This window comes from Dermacoccus sp. SAI-028, assembly GCF_004346775.1.
Lineage (GTDB): Bacteria > Actinomycetota > Actinomycetes > Actinomycetales > Dermatophilaceae > Dermacoccus > Dermacoccus nishinomiyaensis.
The window spans coordinates 2,339,960-2,358,957 of the sequence record NZ_SMFS01000001.1 but is presented as its reverse complement, the minus strand read 5'-3'; the positions used below and the strand labels follow the sequence as shown (position 1 = coordinate 2,358,957).

General features: G+C 69.8%; 19 protein-coding genes. 16 read left to right on the top strand and 3 right to left on the bottom strand.

All coding sequences use genetic code 11. From position 1 onward, the window contains the following. Positions 1-86 precede the first annotated feature (86 nt). Both EDC82_RS10740 and EDC82_RS10735 read left to right on the top strand, forming a co-directional pair. On the top strand, positions 87-1,295 hold the full coding sequence (locus EDC82_RS10740) for a cystathionine gamma-synthase (protein ID WP_038569144.1): 1,209 nt from the start codon (positions 87-89) through the stop codon (positions 1,293-1,295). Then, a complete protein-coding gene (locus EDC82_RS10735) occupies positions 1,292-1,636 on the top strand; it encodes a hypothetical protein (RefSeq protein WP_038569143.1) in 345 nt (114 codons plus the stop codon). The genes EDC82_RS10740 and EDC82_RS10735 overlap by 4 nt, the downstream gene beginning before the upstream one ends. A gap of 111 nt (positions 1,637-1,747) precedes the next feature. Here EDC82_RS10735 and greA read toward each other — a convergent pair whose 3' ends face one another. Both greA and EDC82_RS10725 read right to left on the bottom strand, forming a co-directional pair. After that, entirely contained in the window at positions 1,748-2,239 is a 492-nt protein-coding gene (greA, locus tag EDC82_RS10730) for a transcription elongation factor GreA (RefSeq protein ID WP_006944071.1), read from the bottom strand. A 208-nt stretch (positions 2,240-2,447) separates the two neighbouring features. Then, positions 2,448-2,837: a DUF4307 domain-containing protein gene (locus tag EDC82_RS10725; protein WP_131941507.1), complete on the bottom strand. Its 390-nt coding sequence runs from the start codon at positions 2,835-2,837 to the stop codon at positions 2,448-2,450. An 80-nt stretch (positions 2,838-2,917) separates the two neighbouring features. On the opposite strand from EDC82_RS10725, the gene mca reads away from it, so the two are divergent. The 5 genes from mca to EDC82_RS10700 all read left to right on the top strand — a co-directional run bounded on the left by mca (position 2,918) and on the right by EDC82_RS10700 (position 7,149). Then, on the top strand, positions 2,918-3,859 hold the full coding sequence (gene mca / locus EDC82_RS10720; protein WP_051806090.1) for a mycothiol conjugate amidase Mca: 942 nt from the start codon (positions 2,918-2,920) through the stop codon (positions 3,857-3,859). Beyond that, positions 3,859-4,071: a hypothetical protein gene (locus tag EDC82_RS10715; protein WP_006944099.1), complete on the top strand. Its 213-nt coding sequence runs from the start codon at positions 3,859-3,861 to the stop codon at positions 4,069-4,071. Before mca ends, EDC82_RS10715 begins: the two co-directional genes overlap by 1 nt. A 77-nt stretch (positions 4,072-4,148) precedes the next feature. After that, the gene (locus EDC82_RS10710; protein WP_006944141.1) at positions 4,149-4,913 is read left to right on the top strand and encodes an isoprenyl transferase; all 765 of its coding nucleotides are present in this window, start codon (positions 4,149-4,151) and stop codon (positions 4,911-4,913) included. A gap of 162 nt (positions 4,914-5,075) precedes the next feature. Then, the gene (locus EDC82_RS10705) at positions 5,076-6,488 is read left to right on the top strand and encodes a PhoH family protein (RefSeq protein WP_006944060.1); all 1,413 of its coding nucleotides are present in this window, start codon (positions 5,076-5,078) and stop codon (positions 6,486-6,488) included. Positions 6,489-6,732: 244 nt separating this feature from the next. Then, positions 6,733-7,149 carry a hypothetical protein gene (locus EDC82_RS10700; protein ID WP_115297327.1) on the top strand — a complete coding sequence of 139 codons (417 nt, stop codon included), beginning with the start codon at positions 6,733-6,735 and terminating at the stop codon, positions 7,147-7,149. 150 nt (positions 7,150-7,299) lie between these two features. Here EDC82_RS10700 and coaA read toward each other — a convergent pair whose 3' ends face one another. Then, on the bottom strand, positions 7,300-8,262 hold the full coding sequence (gene coaA / locus EDC82_RS10695; protein ID WP_131941505.1) for a type I pantothenate kinase: 963 nt from the start codon (positions 8,260-8,262) through the stop codon (positions 7,300-7,302). Between the two features lie 89 nt (positions 8,263-8,351). On the opposite strand from coaA, the gene glmS reads away from it, so the two are divergent. From glmS to EDC82_RS10650, 9 genes are all read left to right on the top strand, one after another. Further along, positions 8,352-10,205, top strand: coding sequence for a glutamine--fructose-6-phosphate transaminase (isomerizing) (glmS, locus tag EDC82_RS10690; protein WP_038569134.1), 1,854 nt, complete (start codon positions 8,352-8,354; stop codon positions 10,203-10,205). A 158-nt stretch (positions 10,206-10,363) separates the two neighbouring features. Then, positions 10,364-10,714, top strand: a complete 351-nt coding sequence (locus EDC82_RS10685; RefSeq protein WP_038569133.1) for a holo-ACP synthase — start codon at positions 10,364-10,366, stop codon at positions 10,712-10,714. A gap of 2 nt (positions 10,715-10,716) precedes the next feature. Continuing rightward, on the top strand, positions 10,717-12,423 hold the full coding sequence (locus EDC82_RS10680; protein ID WP_235006202.1) for a bifunctional ADP-dependent NAD(P)H-hydrate dehydratase/NAD(P)H-hydrate epimerase: 1,707 nt from the start codon (positions 10,717-10,719) through the stop codon (positions 12,421-12,423). Between the two features lie 291 nt (positions 12,424-12,714). Beyond that, complete coding sequence (gene alr, locus EDC82_RS10675; protein ID WP_062257879.1) at positions 12,715-13,917, top strand: alanine racemase; 1,203 nt, start codon at positions 12,715-12,717, stop codon at positions 13,915-13,917. Then, complete coding sequence (tsaE, locus tag EDC82_RS10670) at positions 13,914-14,402, top strand: tRNA (adenosine(37)-N6)-threonylcarbamoyltransferase complex ATPase subunit type 1 TsaE (RefSeq protein ID WP_131941503.1); 489 nt, start codon at positions 13,914-13,916, stop codon at positions 14,400-14,402. The genes alr and tsaE overlap by 4 nt, the downstream gene beginning before the upstream one ends. A 201-nt stretch (positions 14,403-14,603) precedes the next feature. Continuing rightward, entirely contained in the window at positions 14,604-15,344 is a 741-nt protein-coding gene (tsaB, locus tag EDC82_RS10665) for a tRNA (adenosine(37)-N6)-threonylcarbamoyltransferase complex dimerization subunit type 1 TsaB (RefSeq protein WP_200829298.1), read from the top strand. Positions 15,345-15,406: 62 nt separating this feature from the next. After that, positions 15,407-16,066: a ribosomal protein S18-alanine N-acetyltransferase gene (gene rimI, locus EDC82_RS10660; protein WP_235006200.1), complete on the top strand. Its 660-nt coding sequence runs from the start codon at positions 15,407-15,409 to the stop codon at positions 16,064-16,066. After that, positions 16,063-17,121, top strand: a complete 1,059-nt coding sequence (gene tsaD / locus EDC82_RS10655) for a tRNA (adenosine(37)-N6)-threonylcarbamoyltransferase complex transferase subunit TsaD (protein ID WP_131941499.1) — start codon at positions 16,063-16,065, stop codon at positions 17,119-17,121. The genes rimI and tsaD overlap by 4 nt, the downstream gene beginning before the upstream one ends. Next, positions 17,118-18,962 carry a glycoside hydrolase family 3 protein gene (locus EDC82_RS10650; protein ID WP_131941497.1) on the top strand — a complete coding sequence of 615 codons (1,845 nt, stop codon included), beginning with the start codon at positions 17,118-17,120 and terminating at the stop codon, positions 18,960-18,962. The genes tsaD and EDC82_RS10650 overlap by 4 nt, the downstream gene beginning before the upstream one ends. Positions 18,963-18,998: the final 36 nt, after the last annotated feature.

Genomic DNA, 18,998 nt, shown 5'->3' with positions numbered 1-18,998 from the left:
TCCCCATTCGCCGTGTGCAGTGCGGCCTCGGTGCCGGATTCACACGACTTTCGGGGTTGTCGGTGCGCAGCACTAGGCTTGTCGGCATGACGCACGACAACGAGAACGCAGACCTCTCCGACCTCTCGACCCTCGGTTTCACGACCCGCGCGATCCACGCGGGGCAGGAGCCCGACCCGCGCACGGGCGCGGTCGTTCCGGCCATCTACCAGACCTCGACCTACAAGCAGGACGGCGTCGGCGGTCTGCGTGAGGGCTACGAGTACAGCCGCTCGGCCAATCCGACGCGCACGGCGCTCGAGGAGTGCATCGCCGCTCTCGAGGGCGGCGCCAAGGGTTTCGCGTTCGCCTCCGGTCTCGCGGGCTCGGACACCGTCATCCGCTCGATCCTGCGCCCGGGTGAGCACATGGTCATCCCCACCGACGCCTACGGCGGCACCTACCGCCTCGTCGACAAGGTGACGAAGAGCTGGGGCGTCGAGTACTCGACGGCACCCATCGCCGACGTCGACGCCGTGCGCGCCGCCGTCACCGACAAGACCAAGCTGATCTGGGTGGAGACTCCGACCAACCCCAAGCTCGGCATCGCCGACATCACGGCGCTCGCGGCCGTCGCGCACGAGGCGGGCGCACTGCTCGTCGTCGACAACACGTTCGCCTCGAGCTACCTGCAGCAGCCGATCGCGCTCGGCGCCGACATCGTCGTGCACTCGACGACGAAGTACTCGGGCGGCCACTCCGACGTCGTCGGGGGAGCGGTCGTCGTCGCGAAGAACATCGGCGTGCCCGAGTTCGAAGACGCCGCGGAGCGCATCGGCTTCCACCAGAACGCGATCGGCGCCATCTCCGGTCCGTTCGACAGCTGGCTGACGTTGCGCGGTCTCAAGACGCTGTCGGTGCGCATGGAGCGTCACTGCGACAACGCCGAGAAGATCGTCGAGTTCCTGGCGAGCCGTGATGACGTCACGAAGATCTACTACCCGGGCCTCGCCTCGCACCCGGGCCACGACGTCGCCGTCAAGCAGATGAAACGCTTCGGCGGCATGGTGAGCTTCGAGGTGGCCGGCGGCATGGAGCGCGCGCTCGAGGTCTGCAATGCCACGAAGATCTTCACCCTCGGCGAGAGCCTCGGCGGCGTCGAGTCGCTCATCGAGCACCCGGCGAGGATGACGCACGCCTCCGTCGCCGGCACGGACCTCGAGGTACCGGCCGCCCTCATCCGTCTCTCCGTGGGCATCGAGGAGGCCGACGACCTCGTCGCCGACCTGCGAAACGCACTCGACTCCACGCGATGACGGGTGTCGTCGTGCGCCTCGTCCTCGCGGGCGTGGCGCTCGTCGCGGCGCTGTACCTGCTGCGTCGCGCCCGGGCGGCGCGCGCCGCGTGGGCGCGCGACGAGGCCGGCATCACGCGGGCGGAGCGGTGGTGGGCCGACACGCAGGGCGGCCCGTTCGACCAGGACCGCCCCGAGCCTCCGGCCGACGTCGTCGCCCACCTCGGGGCGCGGGGCCCGCGCACCGATCTGCGTCGGCCACGGCCGGCCCAGGCCGAATGGGTCTGGGGCTGGCTGCTGCTCGGCGTCAGCGCGCTGCTGGCCATCTCCGTCGCGGCGCAGGTGACGACTGGCACCGTCTGAGGCGGACCAGCCGGCCGCGCACACCGGAGCCGGCGCACGCGTCGCGTCGGATGCACGAAGAGGGCAACCCCACCACGGGGCTGCCCTCTTCGTGTCGTGCCGAACGATGCGTCAGCCGGCGTACGGCTTCGCGTCGACGATCTTGACCTCGATCGTCTTGCCGTTCGGGGCGTCGTAGGAGGTCTCCTCGCCGACCTTCTTGCCCATGATCGCCTCACCGAGCGGCGACTGCTCGGAGTAGACGTCGATGTCGGCGTCCCCGGCGATCTCACGGCTGCCGAGCAGGAACGTCTCGGTGTCACCGAACATCTCGACGGTGACGACCATGCCGGAGTCGACGATGCCGTTGTCCTTCGGTGCCTCCCCGACGACGGCGTCGCGCAGCAGCGACTCGAGCTGGCGGATGCGGGCCTCCATCTTGCCCTGCTCCTCCTTGGCGGCGTGGTAGCCACCGTTCTCCTTGAGGTCGCCCTCCTCGCGCGCGGCTTCGATGCGCTTCGCGATGTCGGAACGGCCCTCTCCCTTGAGGTGCTCGAGTTCCGCCGAGAGACGGTCGTATGCGTCCTGCGTCAGGAAGCTGGAGGAGGTGGTGGTCTCGCTCACGGTCTTCTCCTTGCTGTGCTTTCGGGTCTCGCACGGTCTCCCGCACGAAAGAACAAGGCCAAGACGCTGCGGTGTCCGCCGGCGGCGGTGCGCGTCTCAGCCCAGGTGAAACCACCATTCTAGCGCCATGGCGCGAGAACGCACGTCGTCGACGGCTCTTGCGCGCGTCGTCAGCGGGAGAGTGTGCCGCGGCATCGACGCCGCGACGTCACTCGGCCTGAGCCTTCTCGCCCGTGTAGTGACACTCCTTGACGGTGCCCGAGACGGCGCGCGACGTGGTGCGCACGACGTCGGTGTACGTCGTCGAGTCGTAGGGGCTCGGCGTGAGCGAGACCGACTTCGAACCGAGGACGTCGCGGCGGTCATTGAGCGCGATGAGCGTGCAGGTCACCGGCTTGTCCTTGTCGCTGGGGATGACGTCCCAGCTCACCTGGATGCGATCGTCGGAGAGCACCTTGAAGCCGTGTTGGTTCGCGGTGACCGTGTTCGACGTCCACTGGATGCCGAACCAGATGCAGAACGCCGTCATGAGGACCACGCCGAGCGTGCCGATGATCCACCACTTGCGTTGTTCGGCCCGTGGGCGTTCGAGGGGCACTCGCTCTCCTTTGTCACAATGGGTGCTTCGCGGGTTCGCCTGCGGAGCAGTTCAACAGGTCTCACGATACGAGGTGTCAGGTGGCAGGCGGATTCCGGCTCATGGCGGTGCACGCGCACCCCGACGACGAATCGAGCAAGGGCGCAGCGACGATGGCGCGCTACCTCGCCGAGGGGGACGACGTCACCGTCGTCACCTGCACCGGCGGCGAACGTGGTGACGTGCTCAACCCGCGCCTCGTCGACGACCCGCAGGTCAAGAGTGACCTCGTCGCGCTGCGTCGCGCGGAGATGGCGAAGGCGCGCGAGGTCGTCGGCTTCGAGCACGTCTGGCTGGGCTTCGTCGATTCGGGTCTGCCCGAGGGGGACCCGCTGCCGCCGCTGCCCGACGGTTGCTTCGCGCTGGAGCCGCTCGACATCACCGTCGAGGCGCTCGTGCGGGTCATCCGCGAGCGCCGCCCCCACGTCGTCACGACGTACGACGAGAACGGCGGTTACCCGCACCCGGACCACATCATGACGCACGTCGTGACGATCGCCGCCGTCCGCGCGGCGGGCGATCCGGACGCCTACCCGCACGCCGGTGCGCCGTGGCAGCCGCTCAAGGTCTACTACGACCGCACCTTCACCCGCGCGAAGCTGAGCGCCTACCACGAGGCCCTCGTGAAGGACGGGCGCGATTCGCCGTACCCCGAATGGCTGGAGCGCCGCAGCGACCGGCCCGAGGGGCGCGTCACGACGCGGGTGCGCTGCGACGAGTGGTTCGACGTGCGCTCGCGCGCGTTGCTCGCCCACGCGACGCAGATCGACCCCGACGGCATGTTCTTCGCGCTCGACGCGCGCGAGCAGGGCGAGGCGTGGCCGACAGAGGAATGGGACCTCGCACTGAGCGCGGTGCCGCTCACCCCGGACGAGGACGACCTGTTCGCCGGGCTCGGATCACCCGAGCAGGCGGATGCACTCGCGACGAGCGGCGCTGTCACAATGGTGATCGACGACGTCGTCGAACGGAAGGAACACTGATGGGCGGCAACGAATCCGTCGAGGTCACCGCAGGCATCTGGGGTTTTCTCGTGCTCTTCGGCCTGGCGCTCGCGTGCTGGTTCCTGTTCCGTTCGATGAACACGCACCTGCGCAAGATGACGTTCACCGAGCGCGAGCAGAGCGTCGGCGCACGCGAGGCAGACTCCGCGCCGCGCGGGGACGACGACCCGATCGGCAGCGCACAGCACTGATCGTCGCGGCGCCGGGGCAGGCCACCTGCTCCGGCGTTGCTATCGTCAACCCAGCGCCACACCACGAGGAGGCAGCCATGCGCGGACCGGGCGACGTGCTGTACACCGCCTACGAGCGCCAACTCGTCAAGGGCCTGCCTCCTGAGCGTCTCCCGCGTCACGTCGGCCTCATGCTCGACGGAAACCGTCGCTGGGCGAAGAAGAGGGGCGCGAACACCGCGCACGGTCACAAGGCGGGCGCCGACAACATCGAACCGTTGCTCACGTGGTGCGAGGAGCTCGGCATCGAGGTCGTGACGCTGTGGTTGCTGTCGACCGACAACCTCAAGCGCAGCGAGACCGAGCTCGCGCCACTGCTCGCCATCATCGAGGACGTCGTCGACGAACTCTCCGCAGCCGGCAACCGCCGGTTCAACCTCGTCGGCGCCCTCGGGCTGCTGCCGGAGGCGACGCGCACCCGGCTGGAGAACGCCGTCAGCGCGACGCAGGACGGCGACGGAATGGTCGTCAACATCGCCGTCGGGTACGGCGGGCGTCAGGAGATCGTCGACGCTTTCCGCGCCATCCTGCTCGACGCGGCCGAGCGCGGTGAGGACATGACGCAGCTCGCGCAGCGTCTGACGATCGACAGCGTTGGCGACTACCTCTACACGAAGGGCCAGCCCGACCCGGATCTCGTCATCCGCACCTCGGGGGAGCAGCGCCTCGGCGGCTTCCTGCTGTGGCAGTCGGCGCACAGCGAGTTCTACTTCTGCGAAGCGTTCTGGCCCGACTTCCGTCGCGTCGACTTCCTGCGCGCGCTGCGCGCCTACGCCGAACGCGAGCGTCGTTTCGGGTCGTGACGCGTCGCTGCGGCGGCCATTCACGTGAAGTTCATGCAGGCTTCTCAGGCTGGCCGCCGACCTGCGGTGGCGCCGCCGTTAGCGTCGAGGACGAGGGGTGCACGACGGCTCCTCGCGGGCGCCCGGCCGGCGCGTTCGCACCCGTGACCCGAGGAATCGACGATGACCCTGGCGGACACCCTCACGACGGAGGGCGCCGCGGGCGCGCTCACCTCGACCACCCAGCTCGAATCGGGCCTCAGGCCCGGAACCGATGACGGCGCGACGACGAACGCCGCCGTCGCCCAGCGCGTCAAGACGTACGTGCTCGACACGTCCGTGCTGTTGTCCGACCCGCGCGCGTTCACCCGGTTCGCCGAGCACCACGTCGTGCTCCCAGTCGTCGTCGTCACCGAGCTCGAGGCCAAACGTCATCACCCCGAGCTCGGCTACTATGCGCGTGAGTGCCTGCGCCTGCTCGACGACCTGCGCGTGCGTCACGGCCGCCTCGACCACCCCGTCCCGATCGGTGATGGCGGCACGCTGCGCGTCGAACTCAACCACACCGACCCCGCCGCCCTGCCCGCGGGTTTCCGACTCGGTGACAACGACTCGCGCATCCTCGCGGTCGCCGCCAACTTCGCGGCCGAGGGCAACGACGTGACGGTGGTGAGCAAGGACCTGCCGATGCGCATCAAGGCGTCCGCAACCGGGCTGTCGGCCGATGAGTACCGCGCCGACGGGGTGCCCGACTCGGGGTGGACGGGCATCGTCGAACGCAGCGTCGACGCGAGTGAGATCGACACCCTGTACGCGACGGGGCGCGTCACGCTCGACGGCCTCGAGGATCTGCCCGTCAACACCGGCGTCATCCTGAGCGCCGACGGCGAGGCGTCCGGTTCGGCGCTCGGGCGCGTCATGCCGGGAAACGTGGTGAAGATCGTGCGCGGCGACCGCGACCTGTTCGGGTTGTACGGCCGCTCCGCCGAGCAGCGCATCGCCATCGACCTGTTGAGCGACCTCGACGTCGGCATCGTCAGCCTCGGCGGGAAGGCCGGCACCGGCAAGAGCGCGCTCGCGCTGTGCGCGGGCCTCGAGGCGGTCATGGAGCGTCGCGCGCACCGCAAGGTGATCGTCTTCCGCCCGCTGTACGCCGTCGGCGGCCAGGAGCTCGGATACTTGCCGGGCAGTGAGAACGACAAGATGGGCCCGTGGGCTCAGGCGGTGTTCGACACGCTCGGCGCCGTCGTGAGCAAGGAGGTCGTCGACGAGATCATCGCGCGCGACCTGCTCGAGGTGCTGCCACTGACGCACATCCGTGGGCGTTCGCTGCACGACGCGTTCGTCATCGTCGACGAGGCGCAGTCGTTAGAGCGCAACGTGCTGCTGACGGTGCTGTCGCGCATGGGCCAGAACTCGCGCGTCGTGCTGACGCATGACGTCGCGCAGCGCGACAACCTGCGGGTGGGGCGCCATGACGGCATCGCCGCGGTCGTCGAGAAGCTTAAGGGGCACGCACTGTTCGGGCACGTGACGTTGACGCGGTCGGAACGCAGCCCCATCGCGGCGCTCGTGACGTCGGTGCTCGCGAACTGACGGCCGGCGCGTGGGCTGATCGTCGCGCCGGTGCACGCGGCCTGACGACGGCTCGTCCCGCTGATCGTGTCGCCGACGCGTGGGGCCTGACGGGGTCTGGCCGCGTGCACGCTGCGTCCGATGTGAGCCGGTGGCGGCGGTGTCGGTGTGGCGCGCGCGCAGTGGGCTCGTGACTGGGTAGCGTGTGCTTCGACGATCCGCCGCGGGGAGGTGGCGGGTCACCGATCGTGAGGAAGGCTCGACCGTGCGTCTCGTCCAGAACAAGCTCTTCGGGATCGCGTACTGGGTTGTCGCGTTCGTCGCGACGGTCTTCGCCGCGGTCAGTGCCGGGAAGGCGTCGTCGGGTGCGGCGCCGGAGTTCGGGGAGAGCAAGCGCACGGGCGTCGGCTCGCAGTTCCTGTTCGGCGCGGGGGGTGGCTTGCTCGCGGGTCTCGCGGTGGCGGCGCTGTTCGCCGTCGTCTGGATGGCGTTGTGGGCGGCGGATCGCCGTCGTCACCCGGATGAGGAGTCGCGCGACGACTTCGACACTCTCGACGATCTGGATGACGACTTCGACGCGGCCGAGCGCCGCCACGGGGCCTTCGACCAGGACGACGAGGTCTTCGAGCGCGACGACGTCCGCGACCGTTTCGATTCCGACGAGCGCGCCCGCACCCACTGACCCGTCAGGGGTGCAGGACCGCCTTGCTCGCAGACCATCAGCTTGACGGCCGCATCGGTACGCGCCGGTGCAGGTGCGCGAGTTGCTCTGACGTCCCGCTCGCCGACCGCTCATTGCGCAGGCAACCTTGCGTGATGGCGACGAGGGCCATCACAGCTTCCGCAGTTTGACGCTGTCGACGGCGTGGTTGCTGCTCTTGCGCAGGATGGCGGTGGCGCGGCCGCGGGTGGGTTGGACGTTGTCGATGAGGTTGGGCAGGTTGATGCTCTCCCAGATGCGGGTGGCGAGGGTGACGGCTTCGTCGTCGTCGAGTCGGGCGTAGCGGTGGAAGTAGGAGTCGGGGTCGGCGAACGCAGTTTCGCGTAGGCGCAGGAACCGGTTGATGTACCACTCGCGGATGTCGGTTTCGCGGGCGTCGACGTAGACGCTGAAGTCGAAGAAGTCGCTGACGGTGAGCGTCGAGCGGGTGGGTTGCCCGGGCGTCGAGACGGGCGGTTGCAGGACGTTGAGGCCTTCGACGATGAGGATGTCGGGTTGGCGCACGACGATCTTCTCGTCCGGCACGATGTCGTAGACGAGGTGGCTGTAGACGGGCGCTTCGACTTCCGCCTTGCCGCCCTTGACCTCGGCGACGAAGCGGACGAGGGCGCGTCGGTCGTAGCTCTCGGGGAAGCCTTTGCGGTCCATGATGCCGCGGCGTTCGAGTTCGGCGTTGGGGTAGAGGAAGCCGTCGGTGGTGATGAGTTCGACGCGGGGCGTGTTGGGCCAGCGCGCGAGCAGTTCTTGCAGGACGCGGGCGGTCGTCGACTTGCCGACGGCGACGGAGCCGGCGACGCCGATGATGAAGGGCGTCTTGGCGGGGCGTTCCTGGAGGAAGTCCGTCGTCGTGCGGTGCAGGTTCTGCGTCGCGGCGGCGTAGAAGTTGAGCAGGCGCGAAAGGGGAAGGTAGACGTCCTCGACCTCGGCGAGGTCGATGCGTTCGCCGAGCCCCGCGAGGCGGCGCACGTCGTCGCTCGTCAGGTCGATGGGGTGGGTGTCGCGCAGGCGGGCCCAGTCGGCTCGGGTGAGTTCGACGTAGGGGCTCGGCAGCGGCGGGTGGTGGGCGCGGGTCACGGTGTCATTGTGCCAAGTCCGTGCGGGGACGGGTTCGTGAACGTTCGGGGATTCGTGGGCGGCGCGCGCGTGCCGGTAGTCTGAATCGCATGTGTGGAATCGTTGGATACGTCGGCTCGAAGGTCGACGAGCGCGCTGAGGCCGTCGTGATGGAGGGCCTCGCCCGCCTCGAGTACCGCGGCTACGACTCGGCCGGCATCGCCCTGGTGACGGGCGATCACGTCTCGACGGCGAAGAAGGCCGGCAAGCTGGCCAACCTGCGCGCCGAGCTGGAGAACCACCCGCTTCCCGCGAGTGCGACCGGCATCGGTCACACGCGCTGGGCGACGCACGGTGGCCCGACGGACGCGAACGCCCACCCGCACCGTGGCGGCACGGACGGCAAGCTGGCGCTCATCCACAACGGCATCATCGAGAACTTCCACCCGCTGCGCGCGCAGCTGCTCGAGGACGGCGTCGAGTTCGCGTCCGAGACGGACACCGAGGTCGTCGCGCACCTTCTCGCGAAGGCGTACGCGGGCGATCTGAAGGCCGCGATGCTCGAGGTCGTCAACCGTCTCGAGGGCGCGTTCACGCTCCTCGCCGTGCACGCCGACAGCCCGAACCAGGTCGTCGCGGCGCGCCGCAACTCGCCGCTCGTCATCGGGCTCGGTGAGGGCGAGAACTTCCTCGGCTCCGACGTCGCCGCCTTCATCGGGTACACCAAGGAGGCAATGGAGGTCGACCAGGACCAGGTCGTCGTCATCACCCCCGAGGCCGTCGAGGTGTGCAACTTCGACGGTTCCGCGGCGCAGGGCAAGACGTTCCACGTCGACTGGGACGCGGCGTCCGCCGAGAAGGGCGGCTACGACACGTTCATGGAGAAGGAGATCTTCGACCAGCCGGACGCGGTGCGCGACACGCTGCTCGGCCGTACGGACGAGGCGGGGCGCCTGACGCTCGACGAGATCCGCATCTCCGAAGAGGACCTCAAGGCCATCGACCGCATCACGATCGTCGCGTGTGGCACGGCCGCGTACGCGGGCATGGTCGCCAAGTACGCGATCGAGCACTGGACGCGCATCCCGGTCGAGGTGTCGCTCGCGCACGAGTTCCGCTACTGCGACCCGATCGTCTCCGAGCGCACGCTGGTCGTGTCGATCTCGCAGTCGGGCGAGACGATGGACACGCTCATGGCCGTCAAGCACGCCAAGGAGCTCGGCGCCCGCACGCTGTCGATCTGCAACACGCACGGCGCGACGATTCCGCGCGAGTCCGACGCCGTGCTCTACACGCACGCCGGCCCGGAGATCGCGGTCGCCTCGACGAAGGCGTTCCTCGCGCAGATCACGGCCTGCTACATCCTCGGCCTCTACCTCGCGCAGCTGCGCGGCGGCACGTACGCCGACGACGCGGCCAAGGTCATGGGTGAGCTGCAGGAGATGCCGGCCAAGATCGAGGAGGTGCTCGGCCACCTCGAGCGCACCCGCGAGATCGCCCGCTTCATGGCCGACACCCGCTCGGTGCTGTTCCTCGGCCGCAACGTCGGCTACCCGATCGCGATGGAGGGTGCGCTCAAGCTCAAGGAGCTCGCCTACATCCACGCCGAGGGCTTCGCCGCCGGTGAGCTCAAGCACGGCCCGATCGCGCTGATCGACGCCGGGCAGCCGGTGTTCATCGTGGTGCCCGGACCCGACACGCCGCACGGTCTGCACGGCAAGGTCGTCTCCAACATCCAGGAGATCCGTGCGCGCGGCGCACGTACGCTCGTCATCGCGGAGGAGGGCGACGAAGCCGTCGTGCCGTTCGCGGACGAGGTCATCCGCATCCCGAAGTCGGCTCCGCTGCTCGCACCGCTGCTCGCCATCGTGCCGCTGCAGGTGTTCTCCCTCGAACTGTCGACGGCCAAGGGCCTCGACGTCGACCAGCCGCGCAACCTGGCCAAGAGCGTCACCGTGGAGTGACGCGCGCCGACGCCGACGGGGCGCTCCCACCACCATGTGGGGGCGCCCCGTCGTATGCCGGCGACCTGCGTCGCGAGGCCCGGTCGCCCCGTTCGTCAACGACGGCGCCGTGTTGCTCGGGGGCTCGGTCTCGAGGCGACAAGTGATTGACTGAACTCATGATCGTGGGAGTGGGCATCGACGTCGTCGAGATCGACCGGTTCGCCGAGACACTGGAAAGCTCGCCCGGAATGCGTGAGCGCTTGTTCACACCGCTGGAGCGTGATCTGCACGTGCGCTCGCTCGCGGCCCGGTTCGCGGCGAAGGAGGCGTTGAGCAAGGCGCTCGGCGCGCCGCCCGGGATGAGCTGGCAGGACGCGGAGGTCGACACCAACGCGCAGGGGCAACCGTTCCTGCGCACGGGCGGGACGGTCGCCTCCCGCATGGACGACCTCGGTGTCGACGCTCTGCACCTCTCGCTGACTCACGACGGTGGCATCGCGTCGGCCGTCGTCATCGCGGAGGCATGACGATGAGTTGCACTACGGGTTACGGCAGCTGGGGCGACGGTGGCTTCGCGTCGGCCGTCGGGCGAGGAGGCATGACGATGGAGAACGACATCGAGTACGTCGGGCGGCTCGACGGTGACGACCTGCTGCGGACGGCGTCGGTGACGTGGGTTCGTGAGGCGGAGAAGGCGAGCGGCGAGCTGCTGACGAGCGGCACGCTCATGCAGCGCGCTGCCGCTGCGGTGGCGCGCGTCGTCGCCGATGAGGTGCGCAGGCTGCGCGCTGACCGCGTCGTCGTGCTCGTCGGGCCTGGGAACAACGGCGGTGACGCGCTGTTCGCTGCCCGTGACCTCGCGCGCGACTTCGGAGTGCGTGCCGACGTCGTGCTCGTCGCCGGCAGAGCGCACGAGGAGGGTCTCGCCGCGGTGCGCGACGCGGGTCTCGACGTCATCGAGCACCCGCAGGGGCCGCACAGCGAGTGCGGTGGCGAACACTGCGACGGGCCACGCTCGCTGCAGACCATCACGGCCGCGGACCTCGTCGTCGACGGCATTCTGGGCATCGGCGCGCGCGCCTCGCGGGGCTCGAGCGGCTCGCATGGCGAGGACGACTCGGACGCGGCGCCGTGGGCATCTGCCGTACGGGCGATCGGGCGCGAGACGCACGTCGTCGCCGTCGACTGCCCGACACCTGGCATCACGGCTGACCGCACGGTGACGTTCGGAGCACTCAAGACGTCGATGCTGCTCGACCCACGCGCGGCGGGTGAGGTGGGAGTCGTCGACATCGGGCTCGCCGAGCTCGACGGTCTGAGCACCGATGCGCTGCGATGGAGCGTGCAGCAGTATGCGGGGCGCTGGCCGATTCCTGGACCGCACGACCACAAGTACACGCGCGGCGTCGTCGGCATGGCGACGGGCAGCAACGCGTTTCCCGGTGCGGCGGTACTCGGGACGGTGGCGGCCGCGACGGCCGGCGCCGGCATGGTGCGGTACGTGGGGCCGTCACGTCCGTCCGACCTCGTGCTCGCCGCCGTCCCCGAGGCCGTCCACGGCATGGGCCGGGTGCAGGCCTGGGTCGTTGGTTCCGGCATCGATGGCGTGAGCGAGCGCGAGAAGAACTCCGAACGCTACGAGAGCGCGATAGAGGTGCTCGGCGAGGCCGTTCCCGTCGTCATCGACGCCGGCGCGCTGACGTGGCTCGACGAGATCGAGCGGCCCGAGGGCAGCGTCACCGTCATCACGCCGCATGCGGGGGAACTCGCGTCAGCGCTGGCGTTGCTCGGCATCACCGACGACGGTGACGACGTGACGCGTGAGGCCGTCGAAGCCGACCCCGTGCGGTGGGCTCGTCGCATGGCCGACGGGACGGGATACGTCGTGCTGCTCAAGGGCGGCGCGACCGTCATCGCGCGTCCGGCGCAACGATCAGCCGATGGCATCGCGTACGACCGGGCTGTTTTCGTCGAGAACCGCTCGCCGAACTGGCTCGCGACGGCCGGGACGGGCGACGTCCTCGCGGGCATCGTCGGGGTGGCGCTCGCAGCGGGGATCGAGGCGTCGGCAGCATGCAGCGTCGCGACGTACATCCACGGGCGGGCGGCGCACCTGGCGAACCCCGGCGGCCCGGTGCGGGCGCTCGACGTCGCCTCGAACGTCGGACGCGCCATCGCCGAGCTCGTCGAGATCAAGACGAGATTCGACGACGACCTGCACGCCGGCCGCCTCTGACGTCCGTGCACCACCGCGTCCGCCCTGCGAACGGCGTCCGCCTCTGCAAGTTTCGTCCACATCCGCGATTCCTGTGCCCATTGGCGAACGGCGTCCCCCTTCGCGATTCCCGTCCCCATCGGCGATTCTTGTCCACATTCATGTGGTGACGGCGGCTGCAGGCGCACCTCGAACCTGGCATGGCAACGTCTGTTCAATGTGGACGAAAATCGCCGATTTGGACGGGAATCGCCGTTGGGGCGGGATCGGGGTGCTGAGTGCGGGCGGGGTGGGTGAGAAAATGGGCGCATCATGACTCACTCAGCCGCCCCAGCACTGCTCGGCAACGCGCCGGCGCGCGTCGTCGTCGATCTCGATGCCATCGCCGACAACGCCAACGAGATGACGCGTCGCGCCGAGGGCGCCTCCGTTCTCGGTGTCGTCAAGGGCGACGCGTACGGTCACGGTCTCGTGCCGAGCGCCCGCGCCGCCGTCAACGGGGGCGCGACGTGGCTCGGTGTCGCGCAGTTGGCTGAGGCGATGACGCTTCGTCGCGCGGCCGCCGAGGGCGCCGGCGACCTCGATGTTCCGGTGCTGTCGTGGCTGCACGCTCCCGGCTCACCGTTCGCCGATGCCATCGAGGCGCGCATCGATCTCGGGGCGCCGTCCGTCGGCGAACTCGACGGGATCGCTGCCGCGGCGCGCCGCGTCGGGCGTCGGGCGCGCGTGCACCTCAAGGTCGACACGGGCCTCGCCCGCAACGGCGCCTATGGGGACGACTGGCCGCGCCTCGTCGAGGCTGCGAAGGCTGCTCAGGCAACGGGTGACGTCGAGGTCGTCGGATTGATGACGCACTTCGTGCGCGCGGACGAACCCGGCCACCCCGAGAACACCGCCCAGATCGAACGGTTCACCTCCGCCGCAACCGACTGTGAAAGTGCCGGATTCGAACTCGAGGTGCGGCACATGTCGAACTCGCCGGCGACGTTCTTCCTGCCAGAGGCGCGCTTCGACCTCGTCCGCCCCGGGCTCGCGCTCTACGGGCTCTCGCCCGCACCCGACCTCGCGACGAGCGAGGAGCTGACGCTGCGCCCCGCGATGTCGATCACCGCGAACGTCACGGTGACGAAGCGCGTACCGGCCGGGCAGGGCGTGAGTTACGGCCACACGTACACGACGCCGCGTGAGACGACGCTCGCCGACATCCCCGTCGGGTACGCAGACGGCGTGCCGCGCGCCGCGTCGAACGTCGGCCCGCTCCTGGTGGCGGGCGCGCGCACCACCATTGCCGGCCGCGTCTGCATGGACCAGATCGTCACCGACGCCGGGGACGCCGCCGTCGCGGCCGGCGATGAGGTCGTGCTGTTCGGGCGCGCGTCCGACGGCACCCAGGGCCCGAGCGCCCAGGACTGGGCTGACGCCGCCGGCACGATCAGCTACGAGATCGTCACGCGCATGAGCACGCGGCTGCCGCGCGTCTATACGGGAAGCCTGGCGAAGGAGCTCGGACTGTGAATGACCTGGTGATTCGCGGCAGCAAGCACCTGCCCGACGCCCACGCGACGACCGCGTTCGGTGCGGCGCTCGCGGGTGTGCTGCGCGCGGGGGACGTCGTCGTCATGACGGGCGATCTCGGAGCAGGCAAGACGACGATGACGCGCGGCCTCGGTGCGGCACTGAACGTGCGGGGTGATGTCACGAGCCCGACGTTCGTCATCGCGCGTGAGCACCCGTCGCTGGGTGACGGGCCGGCCCTCGTTCACGTCGACGCCTACCGACTCGGCGGGTTCGGTGAACTCGACGACCTCGACCTCGACACGTCCGTCGACGACGCCGTCACCGTCGTCGAATGGGGCGCCGGGATGGCCGAGGGGCTGTCCGAGGACCGGATGCACCTCACGATGACCGGGCTCGACGACCGCACCGTCACCGTCGAGACGGCCGGGCCGCGCTGGGAGGACATCGACCTCGTCGCGGCTCTGGGGCTCGTCGCCGACTGAGCATCGCAGCCAGCACCTGCGTCGCTGCACATTTCTCGTGCAGCGGTCGTGACCGCGCCGCAGTCGCAGCCGCAGCCTCGGGCAACGTGTGCGTTCCGCGTCGGCCGGTACCTCGCCCGGAGCTGCTCGACGCGAGCCCTCCGCGCCCAGCCGGACGGCAGCTTCGTCAGGCGAGTTGCGTCCCGCCGATAAGCTGGACGGGTGCTTCTCGCGATCGATACGTCCACCTCCGCCGTCACGGCAGCCCTGCACGACGGGCGTGACGTCGTCGCGCGCACCTCGACGATCGACGCGCGTCGTCACACCGAGATCCTGGCACCCGCGATCGAGGCCATGTTCGCGGAAACCGACGTGGTGCCCGCAGACCTGTCACGCGTCGCCGTCGGCGTGGGGCCGGGGCCGTTCACCGGGTTGCGCGTCGGCATCATGACGGCGATGACGTTCGCGTACGCCCTCGACCTGCCCATCGGTGGCGTGTGCTCCCTCGACGCCCTCGCGCATCGTGCGCACACGCTCGGGATGCGCGGTCCGCTGCTCGTCGCGACGGACGCGCGCCGCAAGGAGATCTACTGGGCGCATTACGACCTCGACGGTGGGCCGATCGTCCCGGGCGACCCGGCCGTCGACAAGGCCGCCGCGGTCGCCGAACAGCTCGGTGACATTCCCGCCGTCGGTCGCGGTGCGAGGCTCTACGCCGACGTTCTCCATGACGCGACGCGGGCAGGCGCGGCCGGCGCTGTCGACACGTCCGGCGACGCGGCCCTGACGGGAGCAGGCGAGGCTGAGGTGCTGCTCGACGTCGACGCTGCCGACCTCGCGATCGTCGCGCAAGAGCGCGTCATGGCGGGGGAGCGCCTGCTCGACACCGAACCTCTCTACCTGCGCCGCCCTGACGCCGTGCCCGCTGCTGCGGCACCCATCGCGCGCGTTCTCGGTCGATGAACAGCGTTGCACCGCAGGGTTTGTCGGCCATTCCTTCGAGCGATTCGTCAGTGGTCAGCCCCGTGGACCACACCGCGTCACCAGAGCCCGCTGCGCAGCCTGCCGCGGCGACGGCGAGTGCTGACGTCGCCCTGCGCCCCGCCACCTGGCGCGACATCGAGACCCTCGCGGCCCTCGATGCGCAGCTCTTCGAGCACGACGCGTGGCGCGAACGCACGTGGTGGGACGAGTTCGCCGCACGCCCGCGCCGTCAATACGTCGTCGCAGTGGGCGCTGCTGTGCCGCAGCAGCGCGTCGTGGCTGACGGCACGGCGCACGCCCCAGAGGCCTCGCCGGACGACGCCGATGACCGCGAGCCAAGCGCACCGCCGATGCCGCGAACCGACGGCGCACCTCACGTCTCGGCGAATGGTCACCCAGAACACATCCTCGGCTACGCCGGGCTCGACGTGGCCGGCAGCACTGCCGACGTCATGACGATCGCCGTCACCCCCGAGGCGCGCGGCACAGGGCTGGGGCGTCGGCTGCTCGATCACCTCGTCACAGCCGCCACGCACGCGGGCGCCGAAGCCCTGCTGCTCGAGGTGCGCGCCGACAACGACCCTGCGCTGCGTCTCTACGAACGCGCCGGGTTCGATCGCCTCACCGTGCGCCGTCGCTACTACCAACCCGGTGACGTCGACGCCGTCATCATGCGCAAGCTCCTGAAGGAGACCCGATGAGCCTCACCGCCACCCGCGAACCCCTCGTCCTCGGCATCGAGAGTTCGTGCGACGAGACAGGCATCGGCCTCGTGCGCGGCACGACGCTGCTCGCCAACGAGGTCGCGAGTTCGATGGATCTGCACGCCCGCTTCGGTGGTGTCGTGCCCGAGATCGCGAGCCGCGCGCACCTCGAGGCGATGATCCCGTCGCTGAGTCGCGCCTGCGACACGGCGGGCGTCAAGCTCGCCGACGTCGACGCGATCGCCGTCACCGTCGGCCCAGGTCTCGCCGGTGCGCTCATGGTCGGTGTCGCGGCAGCGAAGGCCCTGTCGATCGCCCTCGACAAGCCGCTCTACGGCGTCAACCACCTCGCGGCGCACGTCGCCGTCGACATGCTCGAGCACGGCCCGCTGCCGGAACCGACGATGGGGCTGCTCGTCTCCGGCGGCCACACGAACCTGCTCTACGTGCCCGACATCGCGACGGACGTGCGCAGCCTCGGCAACACGATCGACGACGCGTGCGGCGAGGCGTTCGACAAGGTGGCGCGCGTACTCGGCCTGCCCTACCCGGGCGGCCCGGCGATCGACGAGGCGGCCAAGGACGGCGACCCGAAGGCCATCCCGTTCCCGCGTGGGTTGTCGACGAAGAAGGACCTCGAGAAGCACCGGTACGATTTCTCGTTCAGCGGCCTCAAGACGTCCGTCACCCGCTGGGTCGCGACGAAACAGGCTGCCGGGGAAGAGGTTCCGGTCGCCGATGTCGCCGCGTCCTTCCAGGAGGCCGTCGTCGACGTCATCACGAAGAAGGCCGTCATGGCTTGCCGCGACTACACGTGCGACAACCTCATGGTCGGCGGCGGCGTCTCGGCCAACTCGCGGCTGCGCACGGTGCTCGAGCAGCGTTGCACGTCGGCGGGCATCTCGATCCGCGTGCCGAAACTGAGCCTGTGCACCGACAACGGCGCGATGGTCGCGACGCTGGGCGCGCACCTCGTCGCGAAGGGCATCGCACCGTCGACGCTCGCCGTGCCCGCCGACTCCTCCATGCCGATCGGACAGGTGATGGGATGACCCCGCGCACCCCCGCAACCACCCCTGTTACCGGCACGCCTGACGTCGCCCCCGCGGGCGTCGCCTTCGCCGCCGACCAGGCCCGACTCGCGCCCCGCCGACGCCGCGTCCGCCTGACGGTCGTCGCCGCCGCAACGTTGTCGATGACGCTCGCCTCGTGCAGTTCGTCGGACGACGGCAAGCCCGTGTCATCGTCCGGATCGTCGGCATCGTCGAAGGCGTCCGGTTCGGCCGGCGCATCGGCGCCGGCTAACGGAAATCGCACCCAGGCCGACACGGGCCTGCCGACACAGGCAGAGCTCGACGCCGCGACGGATGACGTCTCGAAGCTGACGACGAAGCAGCTCGCCGGGCAGGTCATCGTCGGGTACTACCAGGGCACGAGCCCGCAGGCGGCCGCTGATGCAGTGCGTCGCAATGGCCTCGGCGGGGTCATCATCATGGGCGACAACGTGCCGAGCAACCCCACGGACGAGTCAGCGGGCTTGCCGGCCGTCACGAAAGCGGTGCAGGGCGCCGTCAAGGAGAGCGGACGGTCATGGCCGGCCGTCATCGGCATCGATCAGGAGGGCGGTCCGGTCACCCGCATCACCTCCGGCGTCACCCCGCTGCCGGGTGCGATGGCCTACGGCGCCGCCGACGATGCGGCGCTCGCGACGCAGCTCGCCAAGGACGAAGGCCAGGAGCTGCGTTCGCTCGGCGTGACGATGAACTTCGCACCTGACGCGGACGTCACCGTCGGCCCCAGTGACCCGACGATCGGCGTGCGCTCGCCGAGCAGCGACCCGCAGCGCGTCGCGCGAGCTGTCAACGCGCAGGTCGCCGGTTACCAGCAGGCCGGCATCGTGCCCGTCATCAAACACTTTCCGGGCCACGGCTCGGTGACGACGGACACGCACGTCGACTACGCCGTCCAGGCTCAGTCGGTCGAGCAGCTCATGAAGCGCGACTGGGTGCCGTTCGCCTCGGCGAGCAAGGCCGGCGTGCCCGCCATCATGACGGCGCACATCGTCGTCAAGGACGTCGACCCCAACGTGCCGAGCACGCTCTCGCCGAAGGTGCTCACGGGCCAGTTGCGCGACAAGCTCGGGTTCAAGGGGCTCATCGTCACCGACGGCATGAACATGGGCGCGATCGTCAAGAAGTTCGATCGCGGCGGCGCTGCAGCGGTGTCGGCGCTCGAGGCCGGAGCCGATGTCGTGCTCATGCCCGCCGACGCGAGCGCGTCGGTGAGCGCGATCGAGAAGGCCGTCGCCTCAGGAGCACTGACGCGCCAGCGGCTCATCGAATCCGCCGCGCGCATCGTCGCGACGACGCGGCACCAGCACGTCAGTGCGCCCGACGCGTCGGTGCGCGGTTCCCATGACGACGACGCGCGCCGTCTCGCGAAGGCGTCGATCACCCAGCTCGGCGGGCGCTGCGGGCGTGACCTCGTCGGGAGCCGTGTGCGGGTCGAAGGGGGGACGGCGGAACATCGAGCGACGCTGACGAAGGAGCTGAAGGCCCGCGGCGTCGACGTCGGACTGCGGGGCACGCGGGTGAACCTGCTCGAAGGGGGCGTGTACAACGCCGGCGAATCGTCCGCCGGCGGGGGAGCGGAGGCGACGTCGCCCGGCACGTCAGGAGCGATCAAGGCCGGAAACAGCGGCGTGCAGATCGCCCTCGACACGCCCTACCCGCTCGCTCTGCGCGGCTCCGACACCGTCGGACTCGCGGCCTACGGTTCGACGCAGCCGACGTTCGCGGCGCTCGCGGACGTCCTGACCGGCAAGGCCAAGGCCGGTGGGACGCTGCCCGTCGCCGTCGGCAAGGACGGGGTGGGCTCTTCAGCGTGTCGATGAGCGTGCCGCCTTCCGGCGGACCGTCATGCCCCGTGC